Source organism: Mycobacterium sp. (genome assembly GCF_046330795.1).
In the GTDB taxonomy this organism is placed as follows: Bacteria; Actinomycetota; Actinomycetes; order Mycobacteriales; family Mycobacteriaceae; genus Mycobacterium.
On the sequence record NZ_JAXLSA010000009.1, the window covers coordinates 42,713 to 68,471 of the forward strand.

The following is a 25,759-nucleotide window of genomic DNA, read 5'->3' on the forward strand; positions in this document are numbered from 1 at the left end:
GGAGCATGACAGCACAGGCCACCGACAAGTCGGACCGAGCGCTGCACGTGCACCGGTACGGCCCGGCGGGCGCGCCGCGGGTGCTGGCCCTGCACGGGCTGACCGGGCACGGCCAGCGCTGGCAGCAGCTGGCCGAGCAGCATCTGCCCGGGGTCGCGGTGGCCGCACCGGATCTGATCGGGCATGGCCGATCGACCTGGTCGGCGCCATGGTCCATCGACGCCAACGCCGTCGCCCTGGCCGGCCTGCTCACCGAACCGGTTGTGCTGGTGGCGCATTCGTTCGGCTGCGCGGTGGCCCTGCGGCTGGCCGCCGAGCGGCCCGATCTGGTGTCCGCACTGGTGCTGCTGGATCCGGCGGTGGGATTGCCCGGCGGCTGGATGGCCGAGATCGCCGACGCCATGTTCGCCTCCCCGGACTACACCGACGCCGCCGAGGCCCGCTCCGAGAAGACGTCGGGCTCCTGGGCCGACGTCGACGATGCGCAGCTGGACACCGAGTTCGCCGAGCACCTGGTGACGCTGCCCGGCGGCCGGGTCGGCTGGCGAATCAGCATCCCGGCCATGATGGCCTACTGGAGCGAGCTGGCCCGCGATATCACGTTGCCGCCCAAGGATATTCCCGTCACCGTCGTGCGCGCAGCCAAGACGTCGCCGCCGTACGTCACCCCCCGATTGGTCGAGGCGTTGCAGGACCGGCCGGATTTCCGGCTGATCGAGATGGACTGCCATCACATGGTGCCACTGGCCCGCCCCGCCGAGACCGCGCAGCTGATCCGCGAGCGACTTTCCTGAAATGGCACCGGTCACCGACGACCAGGTGGAGCGGGTGCGGGAGCTGGTGGCGTCGATCCCGGCGGGCCGGGTCGCCACCTACGGCGACATCGCCTCGGCGGCAGAGCTTTCCAGCCCCCGCATCGTCGGCTGGATCATGCGGACGGACTCGTCGGACCTGCCGTGGCATCGCGTGGTCCCGGCATCCGGACGCCCGGCGCCGCACCTGGCCACCCGGCAACTGGAACGATTGCGTGCCGAAGGAGTGCTGGCCGATGACGGCCGGATCCCGTTGCGGCAGTGCCGCTTTCCGCTATAGCGCCAGGCGCACCAGCGCGGCCGTGCGGGCCAGCCCGGGGAACGCCGACGCGGTGGCCCGCGGATGCAGGGCATGGACCGCGAGACGGAACATCAAGGCGCGCAACAACATCTGCGGCCATTCCGGCAGCGCGTCCCACCGGTCGATCAGCCCGTCGTCGGCCTCACCCCAGGACAGGGCGTCGACGACGACCACACCGGCCGCCCACGACGCCGGCCGCCAGTAGGGGGCCATGTCGGTGATCCCCGGCGCGGCCGAGCCGGCGAACAACACCGTGCCGTACAGGTCGCCGTGCACCAGCTGACTGGCGCTCTTGATCGGTTTACGCAGTGTCGCAAGCTGTTCGAGCAGATCCACCGAGCGTTCCCCGTCGGCCGAGGCCGGCGACCACGGCGCTCCGGGCGGCAGTGAATGCAGCGGCCGGTCCTCCCACGCGGCGCGGTCCGCGGCGGTGAAGACGTCGACCTCGGTCCATGGCGGCACGGGCGCCTGGGTCAGGAACCGGGGCCGCTCGAGCGCGGAGGTGGCCTCGTGCAGCCGGACCGCCACCGACACGACCTCGTCGTGGCGCGGTTCCGGGGTGCCCGCGACGAACGTGTCGGCCCGCCAGCCCGCCACCACGAACCGTCCGTCGGTGGACCGCACGGGCCGTGCCAGCCGGATGCCGTCGATGAACAACGTCTCGCGCACCTTGGCCGACCAGGCGGCCCGGGCATGGTCGGCCACCATCGACAACACCACTTCGCCGCAGCGCCAGCCGCCCTCCCAGCCCGCGCCGAGCGGAGTCGGTTGTGTCCCACGGAGTCCGAACGCGACGAGCACCAGATCGGGCGGGGATTCGAGCGTCACCCCGTCACCCTAACGCCGCGACGTTCCAGTTCCGGGCCGCTGACCAGCTGTGTCGCGGGTCAGTACATGACCATGTCGGGTGCGAACGCCTCGGCCCACGCGCTGATACCGCCGCGCAGATGCCGCGCTTCGGGGTGGCCGGCCCTGTGCACGACGGGCAGGATCTCCGCCGAGCGCACGCCGGTCTTGCAGTAGAGCACCGGGATCCGGTCGGCCGGCAGCCGCGCGAGCCCGTCACCGGAGTCGATGCTGGACCGGGGAATCAGCACGGCGCCGTCGATGTGGTTGATGTCCCACTCGACGGGCTCGCGGACGTCGACCAGGACGACGCGCGGGTCGGAGTCCAGCAGCTCGCGCAGCTCTTCCGGGCTCACCGCGGCGCCGTCATCGAGGTCATCGGCGGCGGCCAGTCCGCAGAACGCCTGATAGTCCGTCAGCGCGGTGACCTTCGGCGCCGCGGGATCCTTGCGGATCCGCACGGTCCGGAAGGTCATCGCCAACGCGTCGTAGATGAGGAGCCGGCCCAGCAGCGGCTCGCCGATCCCGCCGATCAGCTTGATCGCCTCGGTCCCCATCACCGAGGCGACGGTCCCGCACAGGATTCCCAGCACGCCGCCCTCGGCGCACGACGGCACCAGCCCGGGCGGCGGAGGGTCGGGATACAGGTCGCGATAGTTGATCCCCCGGCCCTCGGGGGCGTCCTCCCAGAACACCGACACCTGGCCGGCGAACCGGTAGATCGATCCCCACACGTACGGCTTGCCGGCCAGCGCGGCGGCATCATTGACGAGGTAGCGGGTGGCGAAGTTGTCGGTGCCGTCGAGGATCAGGTCATAGTCGGCGAACAGGGCGACGGCGTTGTCGGGCTCGAGCCGGAACTCGTGCAGCCGGACGTCGATCAGCGGGTTCACCTCGAGCATCGCCTCGCGCGCGCTGTGCGCCTTGGACCGCCCGACGTCGGACTGGCCGTGGATGATCTGGCGCTGCAGGTTGGACTCGTCGACCACGTCGAACTCGACGATGCCGATGGTCCCGACGCCCGCGGCGGCCAGGTACAGCAGGGCCGGTGAGCCGAGTCCGCCGGCGCCGATCACCAGCACCCGGGCGTTCTTCAGGCGACGCTGCCCGAGCATGCCGAGTTGGGGCAGCGTCAGATGCCGGCTGTAGCGGGCTACCTCGGTGGGGGTCAGCTCGGCGGCCGGGGCAACCAGCGGCGGCAAGGACGACATCCCACCATTTTGCCGCCCACTTCTGCATGAGGGTCGTTGCCCACCACGATCGACGACCCTCACGCAGAAATCGGCAACCGGCGAATCACGCGATCGGATATGGCCAGGGGTTGAACCGGCACACCTTGCCGTCGGGCTTGACCCAGTCGGGATCGAACTTCGCGGCGTCATTGTTGGCCGTCGAGAAGGTCTGCTGCATCATGATCGGCGCCAGCGCGCCGTTCTGGTCGCACGGTTCGTGGTGCTGGTAGCCGATCGCGTGGCCGACCTCGTGGTTGATCAGATACTGCCGGTAGGAGCCGATGTCCCCCTGGAACGGCACCGCGCCACGCACCCAGCGCGCCTCGTTGAGGAACACCCGCTGCTCGGGCTCATTGCTGGACGCGTTGAAGTACGCCGGGTTGTAGCAGGACGCCTCGAGTTCGATCTCGTACCCGCAGCCCTCCCGCACGGTCATCGGCGAGGTCAGCGACACCCGGAAATCGGGCGGGGTCTCGGAGCTGTCGTCGACCCGGACGAACGCGAACTGCGGGTTGTGCGTCCAGCTCTTGGGATTGCTCAACGTCTGGGTGACCATCCGCGCGAAGCCGTCGTCGCCGCCGTAGCCGGCGGTGTCCACCCCGTCCTCGATCTCGACGGTGTAGTGGAACACCTTCGCCGTGCCCTGGCCGACCTGCGGATCGGTGCCCGGGACGGTGCGCCACGCCTTGTTACCGGCTTCGGTGAAGGGACCGCCCTCGGGGAGGATTCCGGTGGGCAGGTTGACGTCGAACTTGGTGAGCCCGCGCGGCGGCGCACCGATGATCTCGGTGCCCTGCGATCCGATGGTGGGTGGTGCCTGCACGGTGTCGATCGGGTCTGCGGTGGTCTCCACGCGGGTGCCGGTGACCGTTTGATAGAGGACCAGCCCGGTCACGACGGCCAGGACGGGCAGGGCGTAGGCGCGCCAGCCGTAGGTGGCCACGAACCGGCCCAGCCAGCTCTGTCTCGGCAGGTGCCGGTGCTCGTCGCGGTTGGCCCGGACCCGGCCGGCGTCCTCGGCGAGCGGGTCCCGCTGAGCGCGCAGCGGCTCGTTCCACTCGCTGCGCAGCACCGGCGCGCGAGTGCTCCCGCGACGGCCGGGGTCGTAGGTCACCGCCCAAGGATGGCACAACGGCTGGCCTGCACCCTGTTGGCACGCCCGACCGGGAAAGTCCTGCTCTGTGCCTGCAAGGGGTGGACGATGGATGGTAGTAGTGTCATGCCGACCGATTCGCGGCGAACTTTTCGACAGAATCGGCGGTAATTGTGAACAGAAGGTTTTGATGAGCGAATTGGCCCACGGCTCCGCGCGACGCACCGGCAAGCCGGTCACCGGCGACCGGGCGACTTCCGGCCCCAGCAAACGCGGCAACCGGCTGCCTCGGGACGAGCGGCGCGGCCAGCTCCTGGGCTCGGCCAGCCAGGTGTTCGTCGACCGCGGTTATCACGCGGCCAGCATGGATGAGATCGCCGATCGGGCCGGCGTCAGTAAACCTGTTCTGTACCAACACTTTTCGAGCAAATTGGAGCTGTACCTGGCGGTGCTGGCGCAGCACGTCGACAATCTGGTGTCCGGCGTGCGGCAGGCCCTGCGGACCACCACCGACAACCGGCAGCGGGTCCGCGCGGCGGTGGCCGCGTTCTTCGACTTCATCGAGCACGACGGTCAGGGCTACCGGCTGATCTTCGAGAACGACTACGTCACCGAGCCGTCGGTGTCCGCCCAGGTCAAGGTGGCCACCGAGGCGTGCACCGACGCGGTGTTCGACCTGATCAGCCACGATTCCGCGCTGGATCCGCATCGCGCGCGGATGATCGCCGTCGGCCTGGTCAGCATCAGCGTGGACTCGGCCCGCTACTGGCTGGACAATGACCGCCCACTCGGCAAGGACGAGGCCGTCGAGGGCACCGTCCAGTTCATCTGGGGCGGGTTGTCACACGTTCCGAAGATCCGCGGCTGACCCAACCAGGTCCGACCCCTCGGGTCAGTCCTCGGTGATGGGCGGCGTGACGGGGCCTTCGCCGATCCCGAAGCCCACGCGGCGGCTGTCGGCCGGGCCGAGCTCGATATAGGCGACGCGGGAGGCCTGCACCAGGAAGCGGCGGCCCTTCTCGTCGGTCAGGGCCAGCAGCTCGGATCCCTTGCCCAGCGCGGCGGTCACCAGCTTCTCCAGCTCATCGGGTGTCTGCGCGCTGTTGAACACGAGTTCACGCGGGCTGTCCGTGACACCGATCTTGACCTCCACGCTGCAACCCTTTCGCCTGTCGACCGCCCCGATGCGCCGGGAGCGTGTTCTAGATGCAGGTTAGTGGACCCGGGCGCCGGTGCACTCGCGAGGCCGTTCGCGGTCAGCGAAGGGGCCCCGACCAGCGCCGGCACCAGCCGCAACGATCCGGTTGCGGTGTGCCGACACACCCCGCACGGCGCGGCACGATCCCGGACGCGTCGATACCATTGCGTGAAAGAAGTTACGCAAGTGACGAATGTGACTGAGCGACGGTGATAACCCCATGAACAAGCCGTACTGGAGCGGCCCCGGCCGCGGCGGCGCGAGCCGCTTCGCCGACGACCCGCCGGCCTACCCGCACGACCCGTTCGAGCCGACGACCGAGAACTTCGGCCGCGTTCACGACTACCCCGGCCATGACTACGGGGACGACTACGGGGACGAGGACTACGACGAATACGACGACTACGGCGCCTATCGGGACACCCGGTGGCGCTGGATCGCCGGCATCGCCGGGATCGTGCTGGCGGTCGCCCTGGTGGCCATCGCCGCCGCCTCCCACAGCGGCGACACCGCGACCCGATCCGTCACCCCCGCGCCGTCCACCGCCCCGGAACAGGACGCCGTGTCCACCACGCCGCGGACCGTGATCGCCACCGTCCCGCCCAGTGCGCCGACGCCGACGGCCGCACTACCGCCCGAAACGGTCGTCACCGTCACCACCACGCCGTCGGCCCAGCAAGCCCCGCCCGCGGCCGCTCCGGCCGAACCGGAACCGCCGTCGGCCATCCCGCCCACGCAGACCATCACCTACACGGTCACCGGCACACGTCAGCTGTTCGACCTGGTCAGCATTATCTACACCGATGAGCAGGGCTTTCCCCGCACCGACGTCAACGTGGCACTGCCGTGGAGCCGGACCATCGTGCTCAACCCGGGCGTGGTCACCAAGTCGGTCACGGCCACCAGCCTGACCGGCCAGCTGAACTGCTCGGTCACCGACGCGACGGGCGCCACCCTGGCGGCTCGGACGAACAACGCGGCCATCACCAGCTGCACCCCGTAGCGCAGTAGTTCGCCGGAATCAGGCCAGGCCGAGTTCGACCATCCGCTCGCCGTGCGTGCGCTGCAACCGGTCGAAGAACTCCGCCATGCGGCCCAGACCGTCGTTGCCGGCCACCACCAGGTCGACGAGTTCGTCGCGCTGGGCCAGCACGTACTGCGCCTGCGTGATGGCCTCGCCCAACAGCCGGCGCGACCACAACGCCAGCCGGCTGCGCTCGACCGCACTGGCACTGACCGCCGCGCGCACCTCGCCGACGACGAACTGCGAGTGACCCGTCTCCGACAGCACGGCGCGCACCACGTCGGCCGCGTCCTGCGGCAGCGCATCGGCGATCTCGCGGTAGAAATCGGCCGCCAGCGCGTCGCCGATGTACGTCTTGACCATGGCCTCGAGCCAGGTGCTCGGCATCGTCAGCCGGTGGTAGTTCTCCAGCGCCGCGACGTACTGCCCCATCGCCGGCACCACGTCGACGCCGCGGGCGGCCAGCGCGTCGCGCAGCACCTCGTAGTGCGCCATCTCCGCGGCGGCCATGCTGGCCATGTTGATCCAGCCGTTGAGGTCCGGTGCCATCCGCGCCTCGTCGGTCAGCCGGTAGAAGGCCGCGACCTCGCCGTAGGCCAGCAGCGCGAACAGCTCCGTGATGCCGGGGTGATCCGAGGGGATGCGCGGGGGTTCCGGTTGCGCCTGACTCGTGGGCGTATCCGTCGGCAGAGTCATGGATCCCACTGTAGAGCGCGCCGACGATAGCGGTCCTGCAGGCCCGAACCGTTATCATGGTCGGAGGTGGCGATTCGGCCACCTAGAAATGTGCGTGCACGACATGGGCCCGCCACCTCGGCCACTACGCCGGGAGGAGCCGGGCCACAGAGTTTCGACCGCAGGTCAGAGACTGTTTCCCCGAACTCGTGCGCGCGTGGACGAACGCGATACGAGACCGGGAGAGCCGGCAACGGCACCGGGAACATCTCGCACTGACCGAAAGGCTGTACGCGCAGCAATGACACATCTGGATTCCCATCCCAAACACACCTTCGCCGAGCTCGGCGTCCGCGACGAGATCGTCCGGGCACTGGCCGACCGCGGCATCGAACACGCCTTCGCGATCCAGGAACTGACCCTGCCGCTGGCGATGGCCGGCGACGATCTGATCGGCCAGGCCCGCACCGGCATGGGCAAGACCTTCGCCTTCGGCGTTCCCCTGCTCAACCGCATCACCGTCGACACCGAGCGGCCGCTGACCGGCGCGCCGCGCGCCCTGATCGTGGTGCCCACCCGGGAGCTGTGCATCCAGGTCTTCGAGGATCTGACCGGTGCCGCCAAGAACCTCTCGGCCGACGGTCGCCCGCTGTCGGTCGTCTCCATCTACGGCGGCCGGCCCTACGAGCCGCAGATCGAGGCCCTGCGCGCCGGCGCCGACGTCGTCGTCGGCACCCCGGGCCGCCTGCTCGACCTGGCCCAGCAGGGTCATCTGCAGCTCGGCGGCCTGAGCGTGCTGGTGCTCGACGAGGCCGACGAGATGCTGGACCTGGGCTTCCTGCCCGACATCGAGCGGATCCTGCGCCTGACCCCGGACACCCGCCAGTCGATGCTGTTCTCGGCGACCATGCCGGACCCGATCATCACGCTGGCCCGCACCTTCATGAACCAGCCGACCCACATCCGGGCGGAGTCGGCGCAGTCCTCGCAGACCCACGACACCACCGAGCAGTTCGTCTACCGCGCGCACGCGCTGGACAAGGTGGAGATGGTCAGCCGGATCCTGCAGGCCGACGGCCGCGGCGCCACCATGATCTTCACCCGCACCAAGCGCACCGCCCAGAAGGTGGCCGACGAGCTGGCCGAGCGCGGCTTCAAGGTCGGCGCGGTGCACGGCGACCTGGGCCAGGTGGCCCGCGAGAAGGCGCTCAAGGCGTTCCGCAACGGTGACGTCGACGTGCTGGTGGCCACCGACGTGGCCGCCCGCGGCATCGACATCGACGACATCACGCACGTCATCAACTACCAGATCCCCGACGACGAGCAGGCCTACGTGCACCGCATCGGCCGCACCGGCCGCGCCGGCAAGACCGGTATCGCGGTCACCCTGGTCGACTGGGACGAACTGAGCCGCTGGACGATGATCGACAAGGCCCTGGGTCTCGAGTGCCCCGATCCGGCCGAGACGTACTCCAGCTCGCCGCACCTCTTCGAAGAGCTCGGAATCCCCACGGACGCAAAGGGTTCCATCGGTTCGGCCACCAGGGCGAAGAAGTCGTCGCCGGCCAAGCGGGAACCCCGCGCACCGCGCGAGGACCGGCCGCGTAGCAACCGCTCGCGCCAGCGCACCCGGGGCGGCAAGGCCGGGACCGGTCACGTCGAGGGTGGCACCGACACCACGGCTCCCGAATCCGGTTCTCCGGCAAACGAATCCGGTTCAGCTGGTCATTCCGGCCGACGCCGGCGCCGCCGTCCGCGCAAGGCCACTCCGGACGCAACGGGCACGCCGACCACCGCCGGCTGAGGGTGATCCGACCCGAACGCCGCACTCGGGGCGACGTCCTCGCCGCGGGTGCCATCGCGCTGGTGGTCGCGATCACCGCCGCCGTCATCTGGTGGACCAGCGACGCCCGCGCCACGGAGAGTCGCCCGGCAGCCGTCCCGGCCAAGGCGTTGACGGCCGCCAAGTCGGTCCCGGCTGCCCTGCGGCAGCTGTGGACGGCGCCGAGCCCGTACACCACGGTGCCCGTGGTCGCGGGCGGCTCGGTGGTGACCGGCGCGGGGCGCACCGTCACGGGCCACAATCCGGTCAGCGGCGAGGCCATCTGGACCTTCGCCCGTGATCGCGAATTATGCGGTGTCACTTGGATATACAGCCACGCCGTCGCGGTGTACCCGGACGGGCGGGGCTGCGGCCAGGTCAGCACCATCGACGCCAACACCGGTCGCCGCGGCTACACCCGCAGCGGCTACGCCGACAACCACGTCACCCTGAGCTCCAACGGCACCGAGGTGCTGGCCGCCGGTGACACCCGCCTCGAGACGTGGCGCTCCGACATGGTCCGGGTGATCGGCTTCGGCGAGGTCGACGCCCGCGTGAAGCCGCCGCAGAAGGGCATCGGCCAGGGGTGCGCGCTGCGCTCGGCGGCGGCCAGCCCGGCCACCGTCGCGGTGATGCAGTCCTGCCGCGATCAGGCCGACCTGAAGCTGACCCTGTTGAAGCCGTCCGATCAGGACGACGAACCCGAGGTCCGTGACATCCCGCTGCCCGGCACCGCAGCCGATTCCGGGGCCCGGGTGCTGGCGGTGTCGGACACCTCGGCCGCGATCTACCTGCCCGGCCCCCGGCCGCGCGTGGTGATCTACGACGAGACCGGCAACGAGGTGTCCAGCACCGAGCTGCCCGCACCGCCCGACCTGGCGGCCCTGCAGAACGCGGCCGTCTCCCCCGCCGGCGGCCTGATCACCTGGTGGACGGGCCACGACCTGGTGGTGTTCAACGCCACGGAACTGGCGTTCCGCTACATCATTCCGGGCGGGCAGCTCACCCTGCTGGGCCCGGCGACCATGATGGCCAACCAGCTGCTGCTCCCCGTGGTCGGGGGGCTGGCCGTGTACGAGGCCTCGGCCGGCACCTTCGAGCGGATGATCGCCGTGGACCGGCCGGTCACCCCGGGACCGGTGGTCCCCGCGGTGGCGGGCAAGACGGTGCTCGAACAGCGCGGCGACACCGTCGTCGCGCTGGGCTGATCGCCTCGCTCCTCCGGCCCTGCTCGTCCCTCGCAGCACCTGCGTCGACTCAGCGGGGCTGATCCGGCCGAGCGGCGCTCAGAGCTCCGGGGTGTACGTCGGCAGCGACTTGCCCGACTTCCAGTGCTTCAGCAGCCCCTCGGCCAGCTCGCGGTAGGCCATCGCGCCCTTGTTCTTGCGGCCGGTCAGCACCGACGAGCCCGATGCGGTGGCCTCGGCGAAGCGCACGGTCCGCGGGATCGGCGGGGCCAGCACCGGCAACTGGTAGCGGTCCACCACGTCGAACAGCACGTCGCGGCTGTGGGTGGTGCGCGCGTCGTACAGCGTGGGCAGCGCGCCGAGCAGGGTCAGGTCGGGGTTGGTGATCTGCTGCACGTCGGTGACGGTCCGCAGGAACTGCCCCACTCCGCGATGCGCCAGCGTCTCGCACTGCAGCGGCACGATGACCTCGGCGGCGGCGGTCAGGCCGTTGAGCGTCAGGACACCCAGCGACGGCGGGCAGTCGATGATGACCACATCGAAATCGTCGGCAACCTTGGCCAGTGCGCGCTTGAGCGCGTACTCGCGCCCCGCCCGCATGAGCAACATCGCCTCGGCGCCGGCCAGGTCGATATTGGCGGGCAGCAGCGTCATGCCCTCGGTCGTCTCGACCAGCGCGGCATTCGGTTCGACGTCGCCGAGCAGCACCTCGTGCACCGAGACCGGCAACTTGTCCGGATCCTGCCCCAGCGAAAACGTCAGGCAGCCTTGCGCATCGAGATCCACCAGCAGAACCCGCTTGCCGAGTTCGGTCATGGCCGCGCCCAGCGAAGCCACCGTGGTCGTCTTGGCGACCCCACCCTTTTGATTCGCCACTGCAAGTACGTGTGTCCCCACGTCACCATCCTGACACGGCCGGGACCGCGCGGCTCGGCCCACGTCGGGTGCGGCAGAATTGGGCGGCGTGAGTGTCGGTGAGCATCGGTTGGTGTTGCTTCGCCACGGCGAGACCGAATGGTCGCGGTCCGGGCAGCACACCAGCACCACCGATCTCGATCTGACCGACGCCGGCGAGGAGCAGGCCCGCCTGGCCGCGTTGACCCTGCGACATCTGGGTCTGGCCGATCCGATCGTGTTCAGCAGCCCACGTCGCCGCGCCCTGCGCACCGCCGAGCTGGCCGGTCTGACGGTCACCGAGATCACGCCACTGCTGGCCGAATGGAACTACGGCGACTACGAGGGCCTGACCACCCACCAGATCCGGACCGAGCGCCCGGGCTGGCTGCTGTGGACCAACGGCTGTCCGGGCGGTGAGTCGGTGGACCAGGTCAGCGCACGCGCCGATCAGGCCATCGATCTGGCGCTGGATCAGATGGTCAACCGTGACGTCGTGTTCGTGGGGCACGGGCACTTCTCCCGGTCGATGGTCACCCGCTGGGTCGAACAGCCGCTGCACGAGGGCGCCCGCTACGGGTTCGGGCCGGCGTCGGTGTCGGTCTGCGGCTTCGAATACGGCCTGCGGCAGCTGAGGTCGCTCGGACTGACCGCGCACCGCGAACCGGTGACGGGGTGAGTGCCGAACCGTCGTTCGTGCTGGGTGGTCCGACCGGTGCGGTGTTCGGCGACGGGATTGTCGCCGGGTACCGCGACGTTGCCGCCGCGGCGGCCGCGCTGCGCACCGGTTCGGCACGGATTATCTTGGGCGCCTTGCCTTTTGACCTGTCGCATCCGGCCGCCCTGCATGCACCCCGGTCCGCGCGCCGGGTAGCGGACCTGCCGGACTGGGCCGGCGAGGTACCTCATGCCCGGATCGGGCGGATGCTGCCGGAGGCCGGTGTGCACCGCGAGCGGGTGGCCGCGGCGATCGCCCGGTTGCGTGACCCCGACACCGGCCTGCAGAAGGTGGTGTTGGCCCGCGCGCTGGAGTTGACGGCCGAAACCCCTTGGAGCCCAACGTCGGTGCTGCACCGACTGGCCACCGCCGATCCGTCGGCGTATGTGTACCTGGCCGACCTGAGCCCGGCCGGCCCGGAGTACGCCGGCGCTGTCCTGCTGGGCGCCAGCCCGGAACTGCTGGTCGACCGCGACGGCGATCGCGTCCGGTGTGCGCCGTTCGCCGGTTCGGCGCCCCGCTCGGCCGACCCCGACGTCGACGCCGCCAACGGCGCCGCGCTGGTCGCCTCCGGGAAGAACCGCCATGAGCACCAGTTGGTGATCGCCACGATGCGCGACGCGCTGGAACCGCTGTGTACCGACCTGCAGATCGCCCCCGAACCGCAACTGCACCGCACCGACGCGCTGTGGCACCTGGGCACCCCGATCACCGGCCGACTGCGCGAAAGCTCCATCACCGCACTCGATCTCGCGCTGGCGTTGCATCCCACGCCCGCGGTGGGCGGTGTGCCGACGGCCGCCGCGACGGAACTGATCGCCGAGGTGGAGGGCGACCGCGGCTTCTACGCCGGAGCGGTCGGCTGGTGCGACGACCGCGGCGACGGACGCTGGGTGGTGTCGATCCGCGGTGCGCAGTTGTCCGCCGACCGCCGCAGCGCGCTGGCACATTGCGGCGGCGGGATCGTCGCCGAATCCGACCCCGCCGACGAACTGGACGAGACCACCACGAAGTTCCGGACCATCCTGTCCGGGTTGGGAGTTGACACATGAGCGAACTGATCCGCCGGGCCCAGCCGGGTGACGAGATCGCGATCGTCGAGATGATCCGCGAGCTGGCCGAATTCGAGGAAGCCGCCGACGAGTGCACCGTGACCGAAACCCAGATGCACGCCGCACTCTTCGGTCCCAATCCGACCGCGTACGCGCACATGGTCGAGGTCGACGGCGCGGCCGCCGCCACCGCGGTGTGGTTCCGAAACTTCTCCACGTGGGACGGCGTGGCGGGGATCTACCTGGAGGACCTCTATGTCCGCCCGGCGTTCCGGCGCCGCGGTCTGGCCCGAAAGCTGTTGTCCACGTTGGCCGCCGAATGCGTCGAGCACGGCTACACCCGGCTGAGCTGGGCGGTGCTGAACTGGAACGTCAACGCCATCGCGCTCTATGACTCCGTCGGCGGTAAGCCGCAGACGGAGTGGACCACCTACCGGGTGTCGGGACCGGAACTGGAGAACCTCGCGCGCGAATAGCCGGCGAGCGTGCACCCATATGCAGATTCGGGCCAGGCAGATGCATATGGCTGCACCCTCGCGCGAACAACGGGGAGTCAGTCGCGCGACCGGATCACCCACTGCACGGCGGCGGGGCTGAACAGCAGCCCGAGCACCACCAGCGCGGCGACGACCACCAGGGCGGCATACAGCGGCTGGCCTGCGCCGTGGATGTACCAGGCCACCCCGAGCAGCAGCAGGTTGGCGAACACCGCGACACCGCGCCCCCAGCGCCGCCCCGTGATCAGGGCCCAGCCGGCGGCCAGGATCGCGCCGCCGATGAGGGCGAACCACGCCGCGGTGCCATAGCCGAACCCGCCCAGCGACTGGCCCCGCACGACCTCCTGGTTGGTGCCTGCCAGCGCGTGGATCAGGTAGACCGCTGCCACCGCCACGCCCGCCAGACCCTCGGCCACGACCAGGTAGCCGGCGTAGCGGACCACCGCGGGCGGACTCATCCCAGCGCGCCCAACAGATACCGGACCGCGAACTCGTAGCCCTGCGCGCCGGCACCGGCGATCACCACCGCGGCCACCTCCGAGACATAGGAGTGCCGCCGGAACTGTTCGCGTGCATGGATATTGCTCAGGTGCACCTCGGCCACGGGCAGCGCCACCGAGCGCAGCGCATCGGCGATCGCCACCGAGGTGTGGCTGTAGGCGGCCGGGTTGATGACGATGCCGGCGCAGTCGTCCCGGGCGGCGTGGATGGCGTCGATCAGCTCACCCTCGTGGTTGCTCTGCACGGCGCGTACCTGGTAGCCCGCTTCGGCGGCCGTCGCGGCAACCAGCGCCTCGATCTGTACCAGGGTGGTGGTCCCGTAGACCTCGGGCTGACGGGTGCCCAGCAGGTTGAGATTGGGCCCGTTGACGAGGAGCAGGCGGCGTTCGGTCACGTTCGTACGGTACCGACGCGGCCGCGCTGGGCGGCCAGGCGCACCGGGGCATTGTCGACGCCGTAGCCGTCGTAGCCACCGAACCGCTGCACGAACTCGAAGAACACCGACCCCACGGTGCGGGTGTAGAAGTGCACGAAATGCCCGTCCGGACCCCGGTCGTAGAGCAGGTCCAGCGCGCGCAGTTCCGCGACGTAGCCGTCGTCGAGGCCGAAGCGGCCGGACAGGTAGTCGTAGTAGTTGTCCGGCACGGGCAGGAACTCCAGGCCGGCCGCCCGGGCGGCGCGGGCCAGCGCGACGACGTCGTCGCAGCCGAACGCGACGTGCTGGGTTGGATCGGCGTCGTCGAGGACGTGCGGGGCCACGTTGAACGGGATCCGCACCTCGCCGGCGCCGGGTTCGGCGAGCGGTGTCGTTCCGCGAGCACGAGGCCCGGCGCAAACCCGACTGCGCAGCACCTGGCTGCGGATCAGGCCGGTCGGGCCCGGGACCTCGGTGGGCTCCTCGGCGTGCAGGCCGAAGACACTGGTCAGCAGCAGCGCCGCGTCCTGCGCGGTCTGCCAGGGCAGGCTGAGGTTGACGTGGTCGATGACGCGCACCGGCGAGGGCGTCTGCGGCATACCGTCGTGGAACTCCCCCACCCAGGCCGGCTCGCTGGTCCAGAACACCTCGACTCCCCCGGGGACGGTCGTCGCGCCGAACGGCTGCTCGGAGGCGTAGGTCCGCCGGTAGGCCGTCGGCGCCATCAGTGCGCGGGCCCGGCCGGAGGTGGCCTCGGCGTCGGGCACCTGCAATCCGATCGCGGCCACCTGCGGGCGCTGATCGCGGGCCTGCTGCTCGTTGAGTACGACACGGGCCTGACCCGCGCACCACAGCGACACCGGCTTGCTGCGGTGCCGCCCGCGGGGCGTGAACCCGAGCTGCCCGAGCAGGACCTCGACCTCGCCGGTGTCCTCGGCCTTGATCTCGACGAAGTCGAATCCGTTGGGCGGCTTGGCATCCGGGATGTCGATCAGGTGCAGTTCGTCCTGCAGCCAGCGCAGGGAACGCAGTGCGTGCACGGCAGTGCGCTGCGGGTCGGTCTGCCGGAAGGTGTCATTGAACACCTCGAGCGACAGCGGGCCGTCGTAGCCGGTGGCCAGCACATGCCCGACGAACGCCGTCAGGTCGAAGGCGCCCTCGCCGGGGAACAGCCGATGGTGCCGGCTCCAGGACAGCACGTCCATGCGCAGCGCGGGGGCGTCGGCCAGTTGCAGGTAGAAGATCTTGGCGCCGGGGATGTCCTCGATACCGGCCGGGTCGTGGCCGCGGGAGAGGACGTGGAAGCTGTCCAGGCAGACGCCGACGGCCGGGTGGTCGGCCAACTGCACGATGCGCCAGGCGCGCCGGTAGTCGTCGACGAAGCGGCCCCAGGCCAGGGCCTCGAAGGCGATCCGGATGCCATAGGTCGCGGCCAGGTCGCCGATGCGCCGCAGCTGGCTGGCGGAGACGTCGTCGTCATCGACGGTGGCGGTGGCCCCAGCGTTGCTGCACACCAGGACGGTGTCGATGCCGAGGCGCTGCGCGGTGACGAAGGTGGCGCGGGCGCGGCGCAGGTTGTCGGCGAAGGTGGTCTCGTCGACGCCCTCGAGATCGCGCAGCGGTTGGTAGAGATTCAGGGACAGGCCGAGCCGCGTCGCCAGGGCGCGGATCTCCTCGGGTGAGTGGTCACCCGCGATCAGATCGGGCTCGAAGATCTCGACGCCGTCGAAGCCGGCGGACGCGCACGCGTGCAGTTTCTCCACCAGTGAGCCGGACAGCGACACCGTCGCAATGGAGGTCCTCATCACAGCAATGTACCAATTAGTTAATTTGATGGGAAGGGTGCGCTGCGCCCGGTAAGCTCCCCGTCGTGGTCAAGGAGGTGAAAGCGTCCCGAGACGCCGAGCGCACGAGGGCCGAGCTGTTGGCGGTGGCCACCGAAGTGTTCGCCGAGGCCGGGTACTCCGGCGCCCGGGTCGACGAGATCGCCGAGCGCACCCGCACCACCAAGCGGATGATCTACTACTACTTCGGCGGCAAAGAGGGCCTCTACCTGGCCGTTCTGGAAAACGCCTACCGCGGCATCCGCGACGCAGAGCAGAAGCTGCGGGTCGATCACACTGATCCGGTGGAGGCCATCCGGCGCCTGGCCGAGGTCACCTTCGATCACCACATCGCCCACGACGCGTTCATCCGGCTGGTGTCCATCGAGAACATCCACCGGGGTGAGTTCATCCGCCAGCTGCGCGAACTGCCCGAGCTCTCCCGGCCGGCGACGTCGCTGCTCGACGAGATCCTGCGCGACGGCCGGGCCGCCGGGGTGTTCCGTGACGACGTCAGCGCGCTGGACGTACACCTGGTGATCAGCTCGTATTGCGTGTTCCAGGTGGCCAACCGGTACACCTTCGGGTACCTGTTCGATGTCGACCTGGCCGAGACGTCACAGCGCGCTCACCTGCGCCGGATGATCGGCGACGTCGTGGTGGGCTGGCTGACCCACCGCCCGTAGCCGCTCGGGCACCCCACCCCATCTGTTCAGCAGTCACCGACACGACGTGCGAGTAGACCTCGCAGCCAGCACTGAACAGATCCCGGAGACCCGGATCACATTTTCCTCTTGACGCGACGGCGGGCACAGTGCTTCACTCTTCACTAACGTACTAGTTCGTACATTAAGGACCGGGTGACCACCATGCAGAACTCCTATCTCGTCGGCCTGATCGGAACGGGCGTCGGCCCGTCGCTCACACCGGCGATGCACATGGGCGAGGGCCGGGCCCAGGGCCTCGATTACGTCTACCGGACCATCGACCTGAACACCCTGGGCATCTCCCCCGACCGCATCGGCGAGGTGCTGTCCTGGGCGCGCGACCTCGGCTTCGACGCCGTCAACGTCACCCACCCGTGCAAGCAGCTGGCACTGGCCCACCTCGATGACATCGACCCGGTGGCCGCCACCCTGGGCGCGGTCAACACCGTGCTGTTCACCGGCGGCCGCACCGCCGGATTCAACACCGACACCACCGGCTTCGCGCACGGCTTCGCCGAGGGCCTGCCCGGCGCGCAACTCGACGACGTCGTCCTGGTCGGAGGGGGCGGGGCCGGCACCGCGGTGGCCGACGCGCTGCTGCGGCTGGGCACCGGCCACCTCACCATCGTCGACCTCGACGTCGACCGTGCCGCCCGGCTGGCCGCCGAACTGGCCGGCCGACACCCGAACTCCCGGGTGGACGCATCGTCCTTCGACAAACTGTCCGCCCTGCTGCCCGACAGCAACGGCGTGGTCCACGCGACGCCCACCGGAATGGCCGAGCACCCCGGCATCGCGTTCGACCCCGCGCTGCTGCACCCCGGGCTGTGGGTGGCCGACATCGTCTACCGGCCATTGGACACCGCGCTGCTGCAGGCCGCCCGCGCGGCGGGCTGCCGGACCCTCGACGGCGGTCACATGGCCGTGTACCAGGCCGTCGACGCGTTCGCCCTGATCACCGGACGCACCCCGGATGCCGCCCGGATGACCGCCCATTTCCGCAATCTCGTCACCAATTCGTAATCCGCCCAGCACAATTCACCAACAAGGAGCCCACCATGACGACACTCGAGCCGCCGCCGGACGCGATTCCGGCCAAGACACCGCGACGGGCCGCGCTGGCCAGCTTCATGGGCAGCGCCGTCGAGTACTACGACTTCTTCCTGTTCGGGTCGGCGGCAGCGCTGATCTTCCCGCACATCTTCTTCCCGAAGGACGACACGGCGGCACTGGTCATGTCGTTCATGACGTTCGGCTTCGCCTACGTCGCACGGCCCGTCGGTGCGGTCATTCTCGGCCACTTCGGCGACCGCATCGGACGCCAGCGCGTGCTGATGTTCACCCTGGTCCTGATGGGCCTGTCGACGTTCCTGATCGGCTGCCTGCCCACGTTCTCCACCATCGGCTGGGCCGCCCCGGTGCTGCTGGTGCTGTGTCGTCTGATGCAAGGCTTTTCGGCGGCCGGCGAGCAGGCCGGCGCCAGCTCCCTGACGCTGGAACACTCCCCCGACGACCAGCGGGCCTTCTACACCTCCTGGACGCTGACCGGCACGCAGGGCGGCCTGATCCTGGCGTCGTTGATCCTCATCCCATTCATGGCCCTGCCCGATGATGCGAAGTACAGCTGGGGCTGGCGGGTGCCGTTCTGGTGCTCGGCCGTCGTGGTCGTCGTTGCGTACTTCATCCGCCGCCAGCTGCACGAGACCCCGCAGTTCACCGCGGCCAGCGAAAAGGGCGAGTTGGCCGCCGTTCCGCTGGTGCCGCTGCTGCGCAACCACTGGCGCGACGTGCTGCGCGTCATCTTCTGCGCCTTCATCGCCGCTGTCTCAACGGTTTTCGCGAACCTGGCCCTGGCCTACGGCAAGAAGGTCGGGCTGCCCGCCGACATCACCCTGTGGCTGGTGGTGGTCGCCAACGTGGTGGCCCTGTTCACCCAGCCGATGTTCGGCAAGCTCGCCGACCGGATCGGCCGCAAGCCGGTGTTCATCTACGGCGCCCTGGCGTCGGCCGTCCTGATGCCCTTCTACATGCTCTCCATGAGCGACGACAACCAGTGGGTCACCTTCGCGCTGGCCGTCGCCACCTTCTCGTTCGGCTACGCCGCCGCCAACGCGGTGTGGCCGTCGTTCTACGGCGAGATGTTCTCCACCGAGGTCCGCTTCTCCGGCATGGCGATCGGCACCCAGCTCGGGTTCCTGATGGCCGGCTTCGCCCCGTCGATCGTGACCGCCCTGGGCGGTGTGCGCGAGGGCGGCTGGACCGTCATCGCCGGGTTCACCGCGGTGGTCTGCCTGATCGCCGCCGGTTCGGCGTTGACCGCACCCGAGACCAAGGACGTCCCGACCGAACTGCTCGGCCGGTCCGCCGATGGCACCAAAGAACTTGTCCACCACTGACTTTCAGGAGTACGACATGACGATCCTCAACACCGATCCGGACAGCGCGTCGGCCAGCCAGGCCGAGATCAACACCGAGATCGCCGCCATAGGAATTGAGGCGTCCGCCCATGGGAGGTCCGGCATCGAGGAAACCCAGCCCCGGCTGAACTACGCGCCGTATCGCAGCAGCCTGCTGCGCCACCCGACCAAGGACGCCCACCACGCCGATCCCGAGGGCATCGAACTGTGGACCCCGGTGTTCGGGACCCGTGACGTGCACCGGCTGGAGTCGGATCTGACCATCCAGGGCGGCGGCGAACCGATCGGCGAGCGCACGGTGGTCACCGGGCGCATCGTGGATGGCGAGGGCCGGCCGGTGCGCCGCCAGTTGGTGGAGATCTGGCAGGCCAACGCCGCCGGCCGATACGTGCACAAGCGCGATCAGCACCCGGCACCGCTGGACCCGAACTTCACCGGCGTGGGACGCTGCCTGACCGACGACGACGGCACCTACCGTTTCACCACCATCAAACCCGGCCCTTATCCGTGGAAGAACCACCACAACGCGTGGCGGCCCGCGCACATCCATTTCTCGCTGTTCGGAACGGATTTCACGCAGCGGATGATCACCCAGATGTACTTCCCGGGCGATCCGCTGCTCGAGCTGGACCCGATCTACCAGTCGATCACCGACCAGAAGGCCCGCGAACGCCTGATCGCCACCTACGACCACGATGTCACCACCCATGAGTGGTGCACCGGCTACCGCTGGGACATCGTGCTGACCGGATCGCAGCGCACGCACTTCGAAGAGGAGAACGACCGATGACAACGTTGCTCGCCCCAACGCCGGGCCAGACCATCGGCCCGTTCTACGGTTTCGCGCTGCCGATCGACCGCGGCAGCGAGCTGGTGCCGCCACGGAGCCCGGGCGCCATACGTTTTCACGGTCATGTGCTCGACGGCGACGGCAAGCCGGTGCCGGATGTGATGCTCGAGATCTGGCAGGCCGACGGGGACGGGAACGTGCCCCGCGAGCCGGGTGGGCTGCGCCGCGACGGCTGGGGGTTCAGCGGTTGGGGCCGGGTATCCACCGACGACGACGGGCATTTCAGCTTCAGCACCGTCGAACCCGGTCCGACCGAGGGCAGACCGGCGTTCATCATGGTCACGATATTCGGCCGCGGACTGCTCAACCGCCTGTTCACCCGCGCCTACGTCCCCGCGCCGGCGCTCGAGAGCGACGCATTGCTCGACAGCCTGCCCGAGGACCGCCGCGACACCCTGATCGCCGAACGCGATGCGCAGGGCCTGCGATTCGACATCCGGCTACAGGGCGAGCGGGAGACGGTGTTCCTGAGTTACCCGGGCCAGTGAGCGACCTGTTCTGGCCGGGCGACCAGCGGGCCGGCGACCTGATGAGCGACGCGGCCTTCCTGGCCGCGCTGATCGGCGTCGAAAATTCCTGGCTCGCAATACTTGTCGAGTCCGGGGTTGCTCCCCGTGCGGCGGCCGCCGATCTGAGTCGGCTGGTCGGCCCGGGCGACCGCGACGCAGTCGCGGCGGCGGCCGAGCACGACGGCAATCCGGTCACCGCCCTGGTGCGGCTGTTGCGCGAGCGGGCCGGCGCCGAGACGGCGCGCTGGCTGCATCGCGGGCTGACGAGTCAGGACGTCGTCGACTCCGCGTTGATGTGCTGCCTGCGCGACGCGCTCGGGGCCGTCGACTTGCAACTCGGCCAGCAGATCACCGCGTTGGTCACGCTGATCGAAACCCACCGGGACGCACCGGTTCTGGCCCGGACGCTGACCCAGCCCGCGCTGCCGTCGACCGCGGGCCTGAAGTTCGCCACCTGGCTGACCGCCGTCCTCGACGTCTCGGAGGTATTGGGCGGCATGTCGGCTCTGCCGGTGCAGGCCGGCGGGGCGGCCGGCACCATGGCCGCCGCCACCGAGCTCACGGGTTCTCCCGAAGGCGCACTGGCACTTTCGGATGCGCTGGCCGACGCGCTCGGGCTGGCCCGCGCCACGCCCTGGCACACCACCCGCGGTCCGCTCTCCCGCGTCGGCGATGCGCTCGTCGGTTGCTGCGACGCGTGGGGACGCATCGCCAACGACGTCGCCACCGGCGCCCGGGCCGAGATCGCCGAATTCGCCGAGAGTTCCGGTGGCGGTTCGTCGACCATGCCGCACAAGAGCAATCCGGTGCTCTCGGTGCTGCTGCGCCGCACGGCGCTGGTCGCCCCGCCGCTGGGGGCCACGTTGCACGCGGCCGCGGCGGCCGGCGTCGACGAACGCGCCGACGGCGGCTGGCACGCCGAGTGGGCCACCATCCGCACCCTGGCCCGCCGCACCGTCGCCGCGGCGGGGCAGTGTGCCGACCTGCTGACCGGCCTGCGGTTCGACGCCACCCGCGCGGCCGCCAACCTGTCCGCCGCGAGCGGCATCCTGGCCGAACAGCAGGCGATGGTTGAATTGACCGGTCGCCCAACATCTCCCAGCTATCTGGGGACCACCGATCTGTTGGTCGACGCCGCCTTGCGGCGGGCCCGCGAACACCTGAAGGGATCCCAGTGAGCACCTACGACGAGGGCATGACGGTTCGCCGGGAGGTACTCGGCGACGAGCACGTCGACCGCGCGACCGCCAACGCGACCGAGTTCACCGCGGACTTCCAGGAGCTGATCACCCGCTACGCGTGGGGCGAGATCTGGACGCGGCCGGGCCTGGACCGCCGGTCCCGCTCGATGGTCACCCTGACGGCACTGGTGGCCCGCGGCCATCACGAGGAACTCGCCCTGCACCTGCGCGCCGCGCTCCGCAATGGGCTGACTGCCGACGAGATCAAGGAAGTCCTGCTGCAGACCGCGATCTACTGCGGGGTGCCGGATGCCAACACGGCGTTCCGGATCGCCGCACAGGTGCTCGCGACACCCGAGGGTGCATAGAAGTACGGCCCACGCGGTGTGTCGGCGGACCGACACGCACACTCGGCGGGGAAATGGCGTGCGCGCCACTAGGCTGGGGCCTCGTGCGCGCCGTGCTGATCGTCAACCCGAATGCCACCTCGACGTCGGCGTCCGGTTTGGCGCTGTTGGCCCACGCGCTGGAGAGCCGGGTCGAGCTGACGGTGGAACGCACCGACCACCGCGGCCACGCCATCGAGATCGCTCAGCGGGCCGCACAGGACGGCGTCGACGTGGTGATCGTGCACGGCGGCGACGGCACGGTGAACGAGGTGGTCAACGGCCTGCTGGGGCCGCCGGGGCGGCTGACGGCCCGGAGGGTGCCCGCCGTGGCGGTGGTGCCGGGCGGTTCGGCCAACGTGTTCGCGCGCTCCCTGGGCATTCCGCACGACCCGATCGAGGCGACGAACCTGCTGATCGACCTGCTCGGCGAGTACCGCCAGACACACGCCTGGCGGCGGATCGGGTTGATGGACTGCGGCGAGCGCTGGGGCGTCTTCACCGCCGGGATGGGCGTTGACGGCGAGGTGGTGGCCAGCGTCGAGGCCCACCGTAAGCGGGGCCGCAAGCAGAAGGGCGTGACCGCGACGAGGTACATCCGCTCGGCGATTCCGACCGTCCTGCGCAGTGCGCGACGGGAGCCGACGCTGACGCTGCGATTGCCCGATCGCGACCCGGTCACCGGTGTGCATTTCGTCTTCGTGTCGAACGCGAGCCCGTGGACGTATGCCAATGCCCGGCCGGTGTACACGAATCCGGATTGCCGATTCGAAACCGGGCTGGGGGTTTTCGCCACGACCAGCATGAGTGTCTGGCGGAATCTGGGGCTGGTGCGCCGGATGTTGTCGAAGAAGGGCAAGGTCAAGGCGGCCCATCTGGTGCGCGACGACGACGTCGCCTGGCTGCAGGTCACGTCCGACACGCCGATCGCGACACAGATCGACGGGGATTACCTCGGGTTGCGCGAAGAAATGATGTTCCGGTCGGTACCCGACGCCCTCGACGTTGTAGCCGTTGTCGCTCCCCCGCAGAAACCTTCGTGACCTGCGGTAATGGCGCATATCGTGCAAATCTTGGGCACAACTGGTTTTAGTGTAGTACAACTGGGAAGCAGTTCCGGTAACGGATCCGGCCAGTGACATTGACCACGTGTTAACGAAGTTCTATTGACATCTGTCCAGGCTCTGGAACGATCGTACGCAACAGTGCAGAAACATTTGTGTGCACGCGTTAACAGCCGAAGACACAAAACCGGTGTGCATTGCTGCGCGCCCAGATAGGAGTAATAGCCATGGATTGGCGGCATAAGGCGGTCTGTCGTGACGAGGATCCGGAACTGTTCTTCCCGGTGGGAAACAGCGGCCCGGCCATCGCCCAGATCGCTGACGCGAAGCTGGTGTGCAACCGGTGCCCCGTGACCACCGAGTGCCTGACCTGGGCGCTTGATTCGGGTCAGGACGCCGGCGTGTGGGGCGGCATGAGCGAGGACGAGCGCCGTGCGCTCAAGCGCCGCAATGCCCGCACCCGGGCGCGCAGCGGGGTCTGAACCCCAAAGGCATTGACAAGAACGGCCCCGGTGAATTCACCGGGGCCGTTCTTCGTCAGCAGGGTCAGGCGGCGTCGCCGCCGCTGCTCGAGCTCTTGGACGCCGACGAGCCCGCGTCGTTGCTCCCGGAACTCCCCGTGCTGCCGGTGCTCGACTTCTCGCTCGCCGCACCGGCCTTGGCCGAGTCCTGGTCCGGAGTCGCCGTCGAGGACGCCGACTTGTCGCTGGATGCGCTGCTCTTGTCCGACGCACTGTCGTCCGAAGTGCTGTCGTCCGAAGCACTTTCGGCGGCCGCCTTCTTGGCCGCGGCGGTCCCGGTGGACTTGGTGGCGGGAGCCTCGTCGGCCGCGCTCGAATCCGAATCCGCCGTCGCCGTTGACTTCTCGTCTGCCGCCGTGGACTTCTCATCCGACGACTTGTCGGATGTCGCCTCGGGCTCCGCGGTCTGCGCCTCCGTCTCGGCGGCGTTGCTGCGGGCCACTGCGGCGGCGGTGGTCACCGTCGACGAGTCGTCGCCGTAGAGCGGGCCGGGATCGATGCCGATCGACTTGTAGAAGTTGTAGAACGTCGGCGCCAACGAGCTGGGGTTCCAGCCGGTGTTCACGTACTCGTCGGACAGCGGCGCTTCGTTGAAGTCCCAGAATTCGGAGCCTCGCCGGTAGAGCTCGATGTTCCGGTCGATGTTGTGCTGCGTCGGAACATTCGCCGTGCCGTTGTCGTAGGACTCCAGCCACTGCTCGAGCGTCGTATTGCCGGGCCAGGCGGTGCTGATCGCCCGCACGATCGCCGGGTAGGCGTCGTCCTGCGACATGCCCTCGCAGGAGTTGGGGCACATCGGGCTGCCCGGAGTGATCGGGTCGAACGCGATGACCATGCCCGCCGTGTAGGTCTGCATCATCCGGCCGACCTGCTCGAGGGTCGGGATCTTGATCTGGTTCTCCGCCGGATCCGACATCAGGTGCGCGAAGTAGTTCTCGAACGGTGCCGTCGGCTCCAACGTGAACGTGGTGTTGGACCACGGCATGTAGCTCTTGCCGTCCTCGCCGTCGACGGTTCCGGTGATGCCCAGGCCGTCGTAGACCTTGCCGCTGGAGTTCTCGACATCGCCAAAGGTGTAGCCGTTCAACATGTCCAGCGGCGAGACCTTCCAGAAATTGCGGATCAGCGGCATGTCAACGGCGCCGGTGAGCATCAGGAAGTTCCAGAGGTTCTGGTCGAAGCCGCGGAAGCCGGTGATGGGGCTGACCGGGGTGTTGGGGAAGCAGCCGTCGGCGTCACACGCGGGGTCCACCGGCATCTCGGCCGCCAGGAACTTCGCGAACTGCTGGGCGAACCCGTTGCCGGTGTACATGTCGTCGTCGGCCCCGGACAGCGCGGGGAAGGGAACCGCGGAGGCGGCGACACCGAAGAACCGGGCGTAGTCGGCCGGATCGATCCCCCAGATGTTCGACGCACTGGTGACCAGCCAGGGTCCGCCGTAGACGAATCCGGTGGCGGTCATATTGTTGGCCTCGACCTCGCTGTTCGGGATGTTGATGAGGTCGATCAGCAGGTTGATCGGCACGTTCGTCAGTGACGTAGAAGACACAGCCGCGGTGAGTTGCACGTCGGCGTCGACGATCCCCGCGTGCGAATCCCGGTCCGCGAGTCCGGACGGAGCCACCTGGCTGCCGACCGCGGTGAGCGCCGTCGCCAGCGCGACACCGGCGGTGACCTGCGTCAGCAAACCCGAACGCGCCCCCGAAGCTTTGCGTCCTTTTTGATTGCGGCGGCGTGCATGGCGTGCAGCACTCATTTTCGGTGTCCTCTAACTCTCGTGACTATGGTTGCCCGACCCGTGATGCGATCGTAGTCTAGCTAACACCAAAATGCACCGCCAGCTCAAGCATTTCAGCAAATCTCCATTGTTTCTGCACGTCAGGCCCCGATATTGGTGGCGGCTCAGCAAATTTCTGACGCAATGGCAAATTATTTCCCGGCCATTTCGGCGATTGCTGAAATAGCCAATCCACTAACGGCACAACGAATATCGTTGCCGCGCAGGAGAACTACGGGCGAAAACCTCACCCACAG

General features: G+C 69.1%; 28 protein-coding genes. 18 read left to right on the top strand and 10 right to left on the bottom strand.

All coding sequences use genetic code 11. The annotated features are described in order from the left end of the window. Window positions 1-5: 5 nt before the first annotated feature. Together U0R18_RS20465 and U0R18_RS20470 are read left to right on the top strand one after the other, a co-directional pair. On the top strand, window positions 6-794 hold the full coding sequence (locus U0R18_RS20465; RefSeq protein WP_526371905.1) for an alpha/beta fold hydrolase: 789 nt from the start codon (window positions 6-8) through the stop codon (window positions 792-794). Between the two features lies 1 nt (window position 795). Beyond that, window positions 796-1,092, top strand: a complete 297-nt coding sequence (locus tag U0R18_RS20470; RefSeq protein WP_526371907.1) for an MGMT family protein — start codon at window positions 796-798, stop codon at window positions 1,090-1,092. Here U0R18_RS20470 and U0R18_RS20475 read toward each other — a convergent pair. The 3 genes from U0R18_RS20475 to U0R18_RS20485 form a co-directional block, all read right to left on the bottom strand. Further along, entirely contained in the window at window positions 1,087-1,941 is an 855-nt protein-coding gene (locus U0R18_RS20475; RefSeq protein WP_526371909.1) for a TIGR02569 family protein, read from the bottom strand. The genes U0R18_RS20470 and U0R18_RS20475 overlap by 6 nt on opposite strands. Window positions 1,942-2,000: 59 nt before the next feature. Then, on the bottom strand, window positions 2,001-3,170 hold the full coding sequence (gene moeZ / locus U0R18_RS20480; protein ID WP_526371911.1) for an adenylyltransferase/sulfurtransferase MoeZ: 1,170 nt from the start codon (window positions 3,168-3,170) through the stop codon (window positions 2,001-2,003). Window positions 3,171-3,255: 85 nt separating this feature from the next. Beyond that, window positions 3,256-4,305, bottom strand: coding sequence for a DUF3152 domain-containing protein (locus U0R18_RS20485; RefSeq protein WP_526371913.1), 1,050 nt, complete (start codon window positions 4,303-4,305; stop codon window positions 3,256-3,258). Between the two features lie 169 nt (window positions 4,306-4,474). On the opposite strand from U0R18_RS20485, the gene fasR reads away from it, so the two are divergent. Then, the gene (gene fasR / locus U0R18_RS20490) at window positions 4,475-5,152 is read left to right on the top strand and encodes an HTH-type transcriptional activator FasR (protein WP_526371915.1); all 678 of its coding nucleotides are present in this window, start codon (window positions 4,475-4,477) and stop codon (window positions 5,150-5,152) included. Between the two features lie 24 nt (window positions 5,153-5,176). Here fasR and U0R18_RS20495 read toward each other — a convergent pair whose 3' ends face one another. Next, complete coding sequence (locus tag U0R18_RS20495; protein ID WP_526371917.1) at window positions 5,177-5,437, bottom strand: DUF3107 family protein; 261 nt, start codon at window positions 5,435-5,437, stop codon at window positions 5,177-5,179. 265 nt (window positions 5,438-5,702) lie between these two features. Between U0R18_RS20495 and U0R18_RS20500 the strand changes: the two genes are divergently transcribed. Next, window positions 5,703-6,485 carry an MmpS family transport accessory protein gene (locus tag U0R18_RS20500; RefSeq protein ID WP_526371919.1) on the top strand — a complete coding sequence of 261 codons (783 nt, stop codon included), beginning with the start codon at window positions 5,703-5,705 and terminating at the stop codon, window positions 6,483-6,485. An 18-nt stretch (window positions 6,486-6,503) separates the two neighbouring features. Here U0R18_RS20500 and U0R18_RS20505 read toward each other — a convergent pair whose 3' ends face one another. Then, window positions 6,504-7,202 (bottom strand): ferritin-like fold-containing protein, encoded by a 699-nt coding sequence (locus U0R18_RS20505; protein ID WP_526371921.1) that lies wholly within the window; start codon window positions 7,200-7,202, stop codon window positions 6,504-6,506. Between the two features lie 280 nt (window positions 7,203-7,482). On the opposite strand from U0R18_RS20505, the gene U0R18_RS20510 reads away from it, so the two are divergent. Both U0R18_RS20510 and U0R18_RS20515 read left to right on the top strand, forming a co-directional pair. After that, window positions 7,483-8,985 carry a DEAD/DEAH box helicase gene (locus U0R18_RS20510; protein ID WP_526371923.1) on the top strand — a complete coding sequence of 501 codons (1,503 nt, stop codon included), beginning with the start codon at window positions 7,483-7,485 and terminating at the stop codon, window positions 8,983-8,985. 2 nt (window positions 8,986-8,987) lie between these two features. Continuing rightward, window positions 8,988-10,211 carry an Rv3212 family protein gene (locus U0R18_RS20515; protein ID WP_526371925.1) on the top strand — a complete coding sequence of 408 codons (1,224 nt, stop codon included), beginning with the start codon at window positions 8,988-8,990 and terminating at the stop codon, window positions 10,209-10,211. A gap of 78 nt (window positions 10,212-10,289) precedes the next feature. Here the strand turns inward: U0R18_RS20515 and U0R18_RS20520 are convergent, their stop codons facing one another. Beyond that, a complete protein-coding gene (locus tag U0R18_RS20520) occupies window positions 10,290-11,087 on the bottom strand; it encodes a ParA family protein (RefSeq protein WP_526371927.1) in 798 nt (265 codons plus the stop codon). Window positions 11,088-11,154: 67 nt separating this feature from the next. Here U0R18_RS20520 and U0R18_RS20525 point away from each other — a divergent pair, with 67 nt between their 5' ends. The 3 genes from U0R18_RS20525 to U0R18_RS20535 are packed head-to-tail and all read left to right on the top strand — an operon-like array spanning window position 11,155 to window position 13,330. Then, window positions 11,155-11,763, top strand: a complete 609-nt coding sequence (locus U0R18_RS20525) for an acid phosphatase (RefSeq protein ID WP_526371929.1) — start codon at window positions 11,155-11,157, stop codon at window positions 11,761-11,763. After that, window positions 11,760-12,854 (top strand): isochorismate synthase, encoded by a 1,095-nt coding sequence (locus tag U0R18_RS20530; RefSeq protein ID WP_526371931.1) that lies wholly within the window; start codon window positions 11,760-11,762, stop codon window positions 12,852-12,854. The genes U0R18_RS20525 and U0R18_RS20530 overlap by 4 nt, the downstream gene beginning before the upstream one ends. Continuing rightward, entirely contained in the window at window positions 12,851-13,330 is a 480-nt protein-coding gene (locus U0R18_RS20535) for a GNAT family N-acetyltransferase (protein ID WP_526371933.1), read from the top strand. Before U0R18_RS20530 ends, U0R18_RS20535 begins: the two co-directional genes overlap by 4 nt. Before the next feature lie 77 nt (window positions 13,331-13,407). Here U0R18_RS20535 and U0R18_RS20540 read toward each other — a convergent pair whose 3' ends face one another. The 3 genes from U0R18_RS20540 to U0R18_RS20550 are packed head-to-tail and all read right to left on the bottom strand — an operon-like array spanning window position 13,408 to window position 16,072. Next, on the bottom strand, window positions 13,408-13,809 hold the full coding sequence (locus U0R18_RS20540) for a hypothetical protein (protein ID WP_526371935.1): 402 nt from the start codon (window positions 13,807-13,809) through the stop codon (window positions 13,408-13,410). Further along, window positions 13,806-14,246: a type II 3-dehydroquinate dehydratase gene (gene aroQ, locus U0R18_RS20545; protein WP_526371937.1), complete on the bottom strand. Its 441-nt coding sequence runs from the start codon at window positions 14,244-14,246 to the stop codon at window positions 13,806-13,808. The genes U0R18_RS20540 and aroQ overlap by 4 nt, the downstream gene beginning before the upstream one ends. Then, window positions 14,243-16,072 carry a sugar phosphate isomerase/epimerase and 4-hydroxyphenylpyruvate domain-containing protein gene (locus tag U0R18_RS20550; RefSeq protein WP_526371939.1) on the bottom strand — a complete coding sequence of 610 codons (1,830 nt, stop codon included), beginning with the start codon at window positions 16,070-16,072 and terminating at the stop codon, window positions 14,243-14,245. Before U0R18_RS20550 ends, aroQ begins: the two co-directional genes overlap by 4 nt. 65 nt (window positions 16,073-16,137) lie before the next feature. Between U0R18_RS20550 and U0R18_RS20555 the strand changes: the two genes are divergently transcribed. From U0R18_RS20555 to U0R18_RS20595, 9 genes are all read left to right on the top strand, one after another. Next, window positions 16,138-16,776 (top strand): TetR/AcrR family transcriptional regulator, encoded by a 639-nt coding sequence (locus U0R18_RS20555; protein WP_526371941.1) that lies wholly within the window; start codon window positions 16,138-16,140, stop codon window positions 16,774-16,776. A gap of 183 nt (window positions 16,777-16,959) precedes the next feature. Then, window positions 16,960-17,820, top strand: coding sequence for a shikimate dehydrogenase family protein (locus tag U0R18_RS20560; protein ID WP_526372043.1), 861 nt, complete (start codon window positions 16,960-16,962; stop codon window positions 17,818-17,820). Window positions 17,821-17,855: 35 nt separating this feature from the next. Beyond that, window positions 17,856-19,193: an MFS transporter gene (locus U0R18_RS20565; protein ID WP_526371943.1), complete on the top strand. Its 1,338-nt coding sequence runs from the start codon at window positions 17,856-17,858 to the stop codon at window positions 19,191-19,193. Between the two features lie 16 nt (window positions 19,194-19,209). Further along, window positions 19,210-20,004, top strand: coding sequence for a protocatechuate 3,4-dioxygenase subunit beta (pcaH, locus tag U0R18_RS20570; RefSeq protein WP_526371945.1), 795 nt, complete (start codon window positions 19,210-19,212; stop codon window positions 20,002-20,004). Then, window positions 20,001-20,552 (top strand): protocatechuate 3,4-dioxygenase subunit alpha, encoded by a 552-nt coding sequence (gene pcaG / locus U0R18_RS20575; RefSeq protein ID WP_526371947.1) that lies wholly within the window; start codon window positions 20,001-20,003, stop codon window positions 20,550-20,552. Before pcaH ends, pcaG begins: the two co-directional genes overlap by 4 nt. Next, entirely contained in the window at window positions 20,549-21,751 is a 1,203-nt protein-coding gene (locus tag U0R18_RS20580) for a lyase family protein (RefSeq protein WP_526371949.1), read from the top strand. The genes pcaG and U0R18_RS20580 overlap by 4 nt, the downstream gene beginning before the upstream one ends. After that, window positions 21,748-22,122: a 4-carboxymuconolactone decarboxylase gene (gene pcaC, locus U0R18_RS20585; RefSeq protein WP_526371951.1), complete on the top strand. Its 375-nt coding sequence runs from the start codon at window positions 21,748-21,750 to the stop codon at window positions 22,120-22,122. The genes U0R18_RS20580 and pcaC overlap by 4 nt, the downstream gene beginning before the upstream one ends. Before the next feature lie 83 nt (window positions 22,123-22,205). Beyond that, window positions 22,206-23,183 (top strand): diacylglycerol/lipid kinase family protein, encoded by a 978-nt coding sequence (locus U0R18_RS20590; protein WP_526371953.1) that lies wholly within the window; start codon window positions 22,206-22,208, stop codon window positions 23,181-23,183. 248 nt (window positions 23,184-23,431) lie between these two features. After that, window positions 23,432-23,686, top strand: a complete 255-nt coding sequence (locus U0R18_RS20595; protein ID WP_243072936.1) for a WhiB family transcriptional regulator — start codon at window positions 23,432-23,434, stop codon at window positions 23,684-23,686. 64 nt (window positions 23,687-23,750) lie between these two features. On the opposite strand, the gene U0R18_RS20600 is transcribed toward U0R18_RS20595, so the two are convergent. Next, window positions 23,751-25,412, bottom strand: coding sequence for a hypothetical protein (locus U0R18_RS20600; RefSeq protein WP_526371956.1), 1,662 nt, complete (start codon window positions 25,410-25,412; stop codon window positions 23,751-23,753). Window positions 25,413-25,759: the final 347 nt, after the last annotated feature.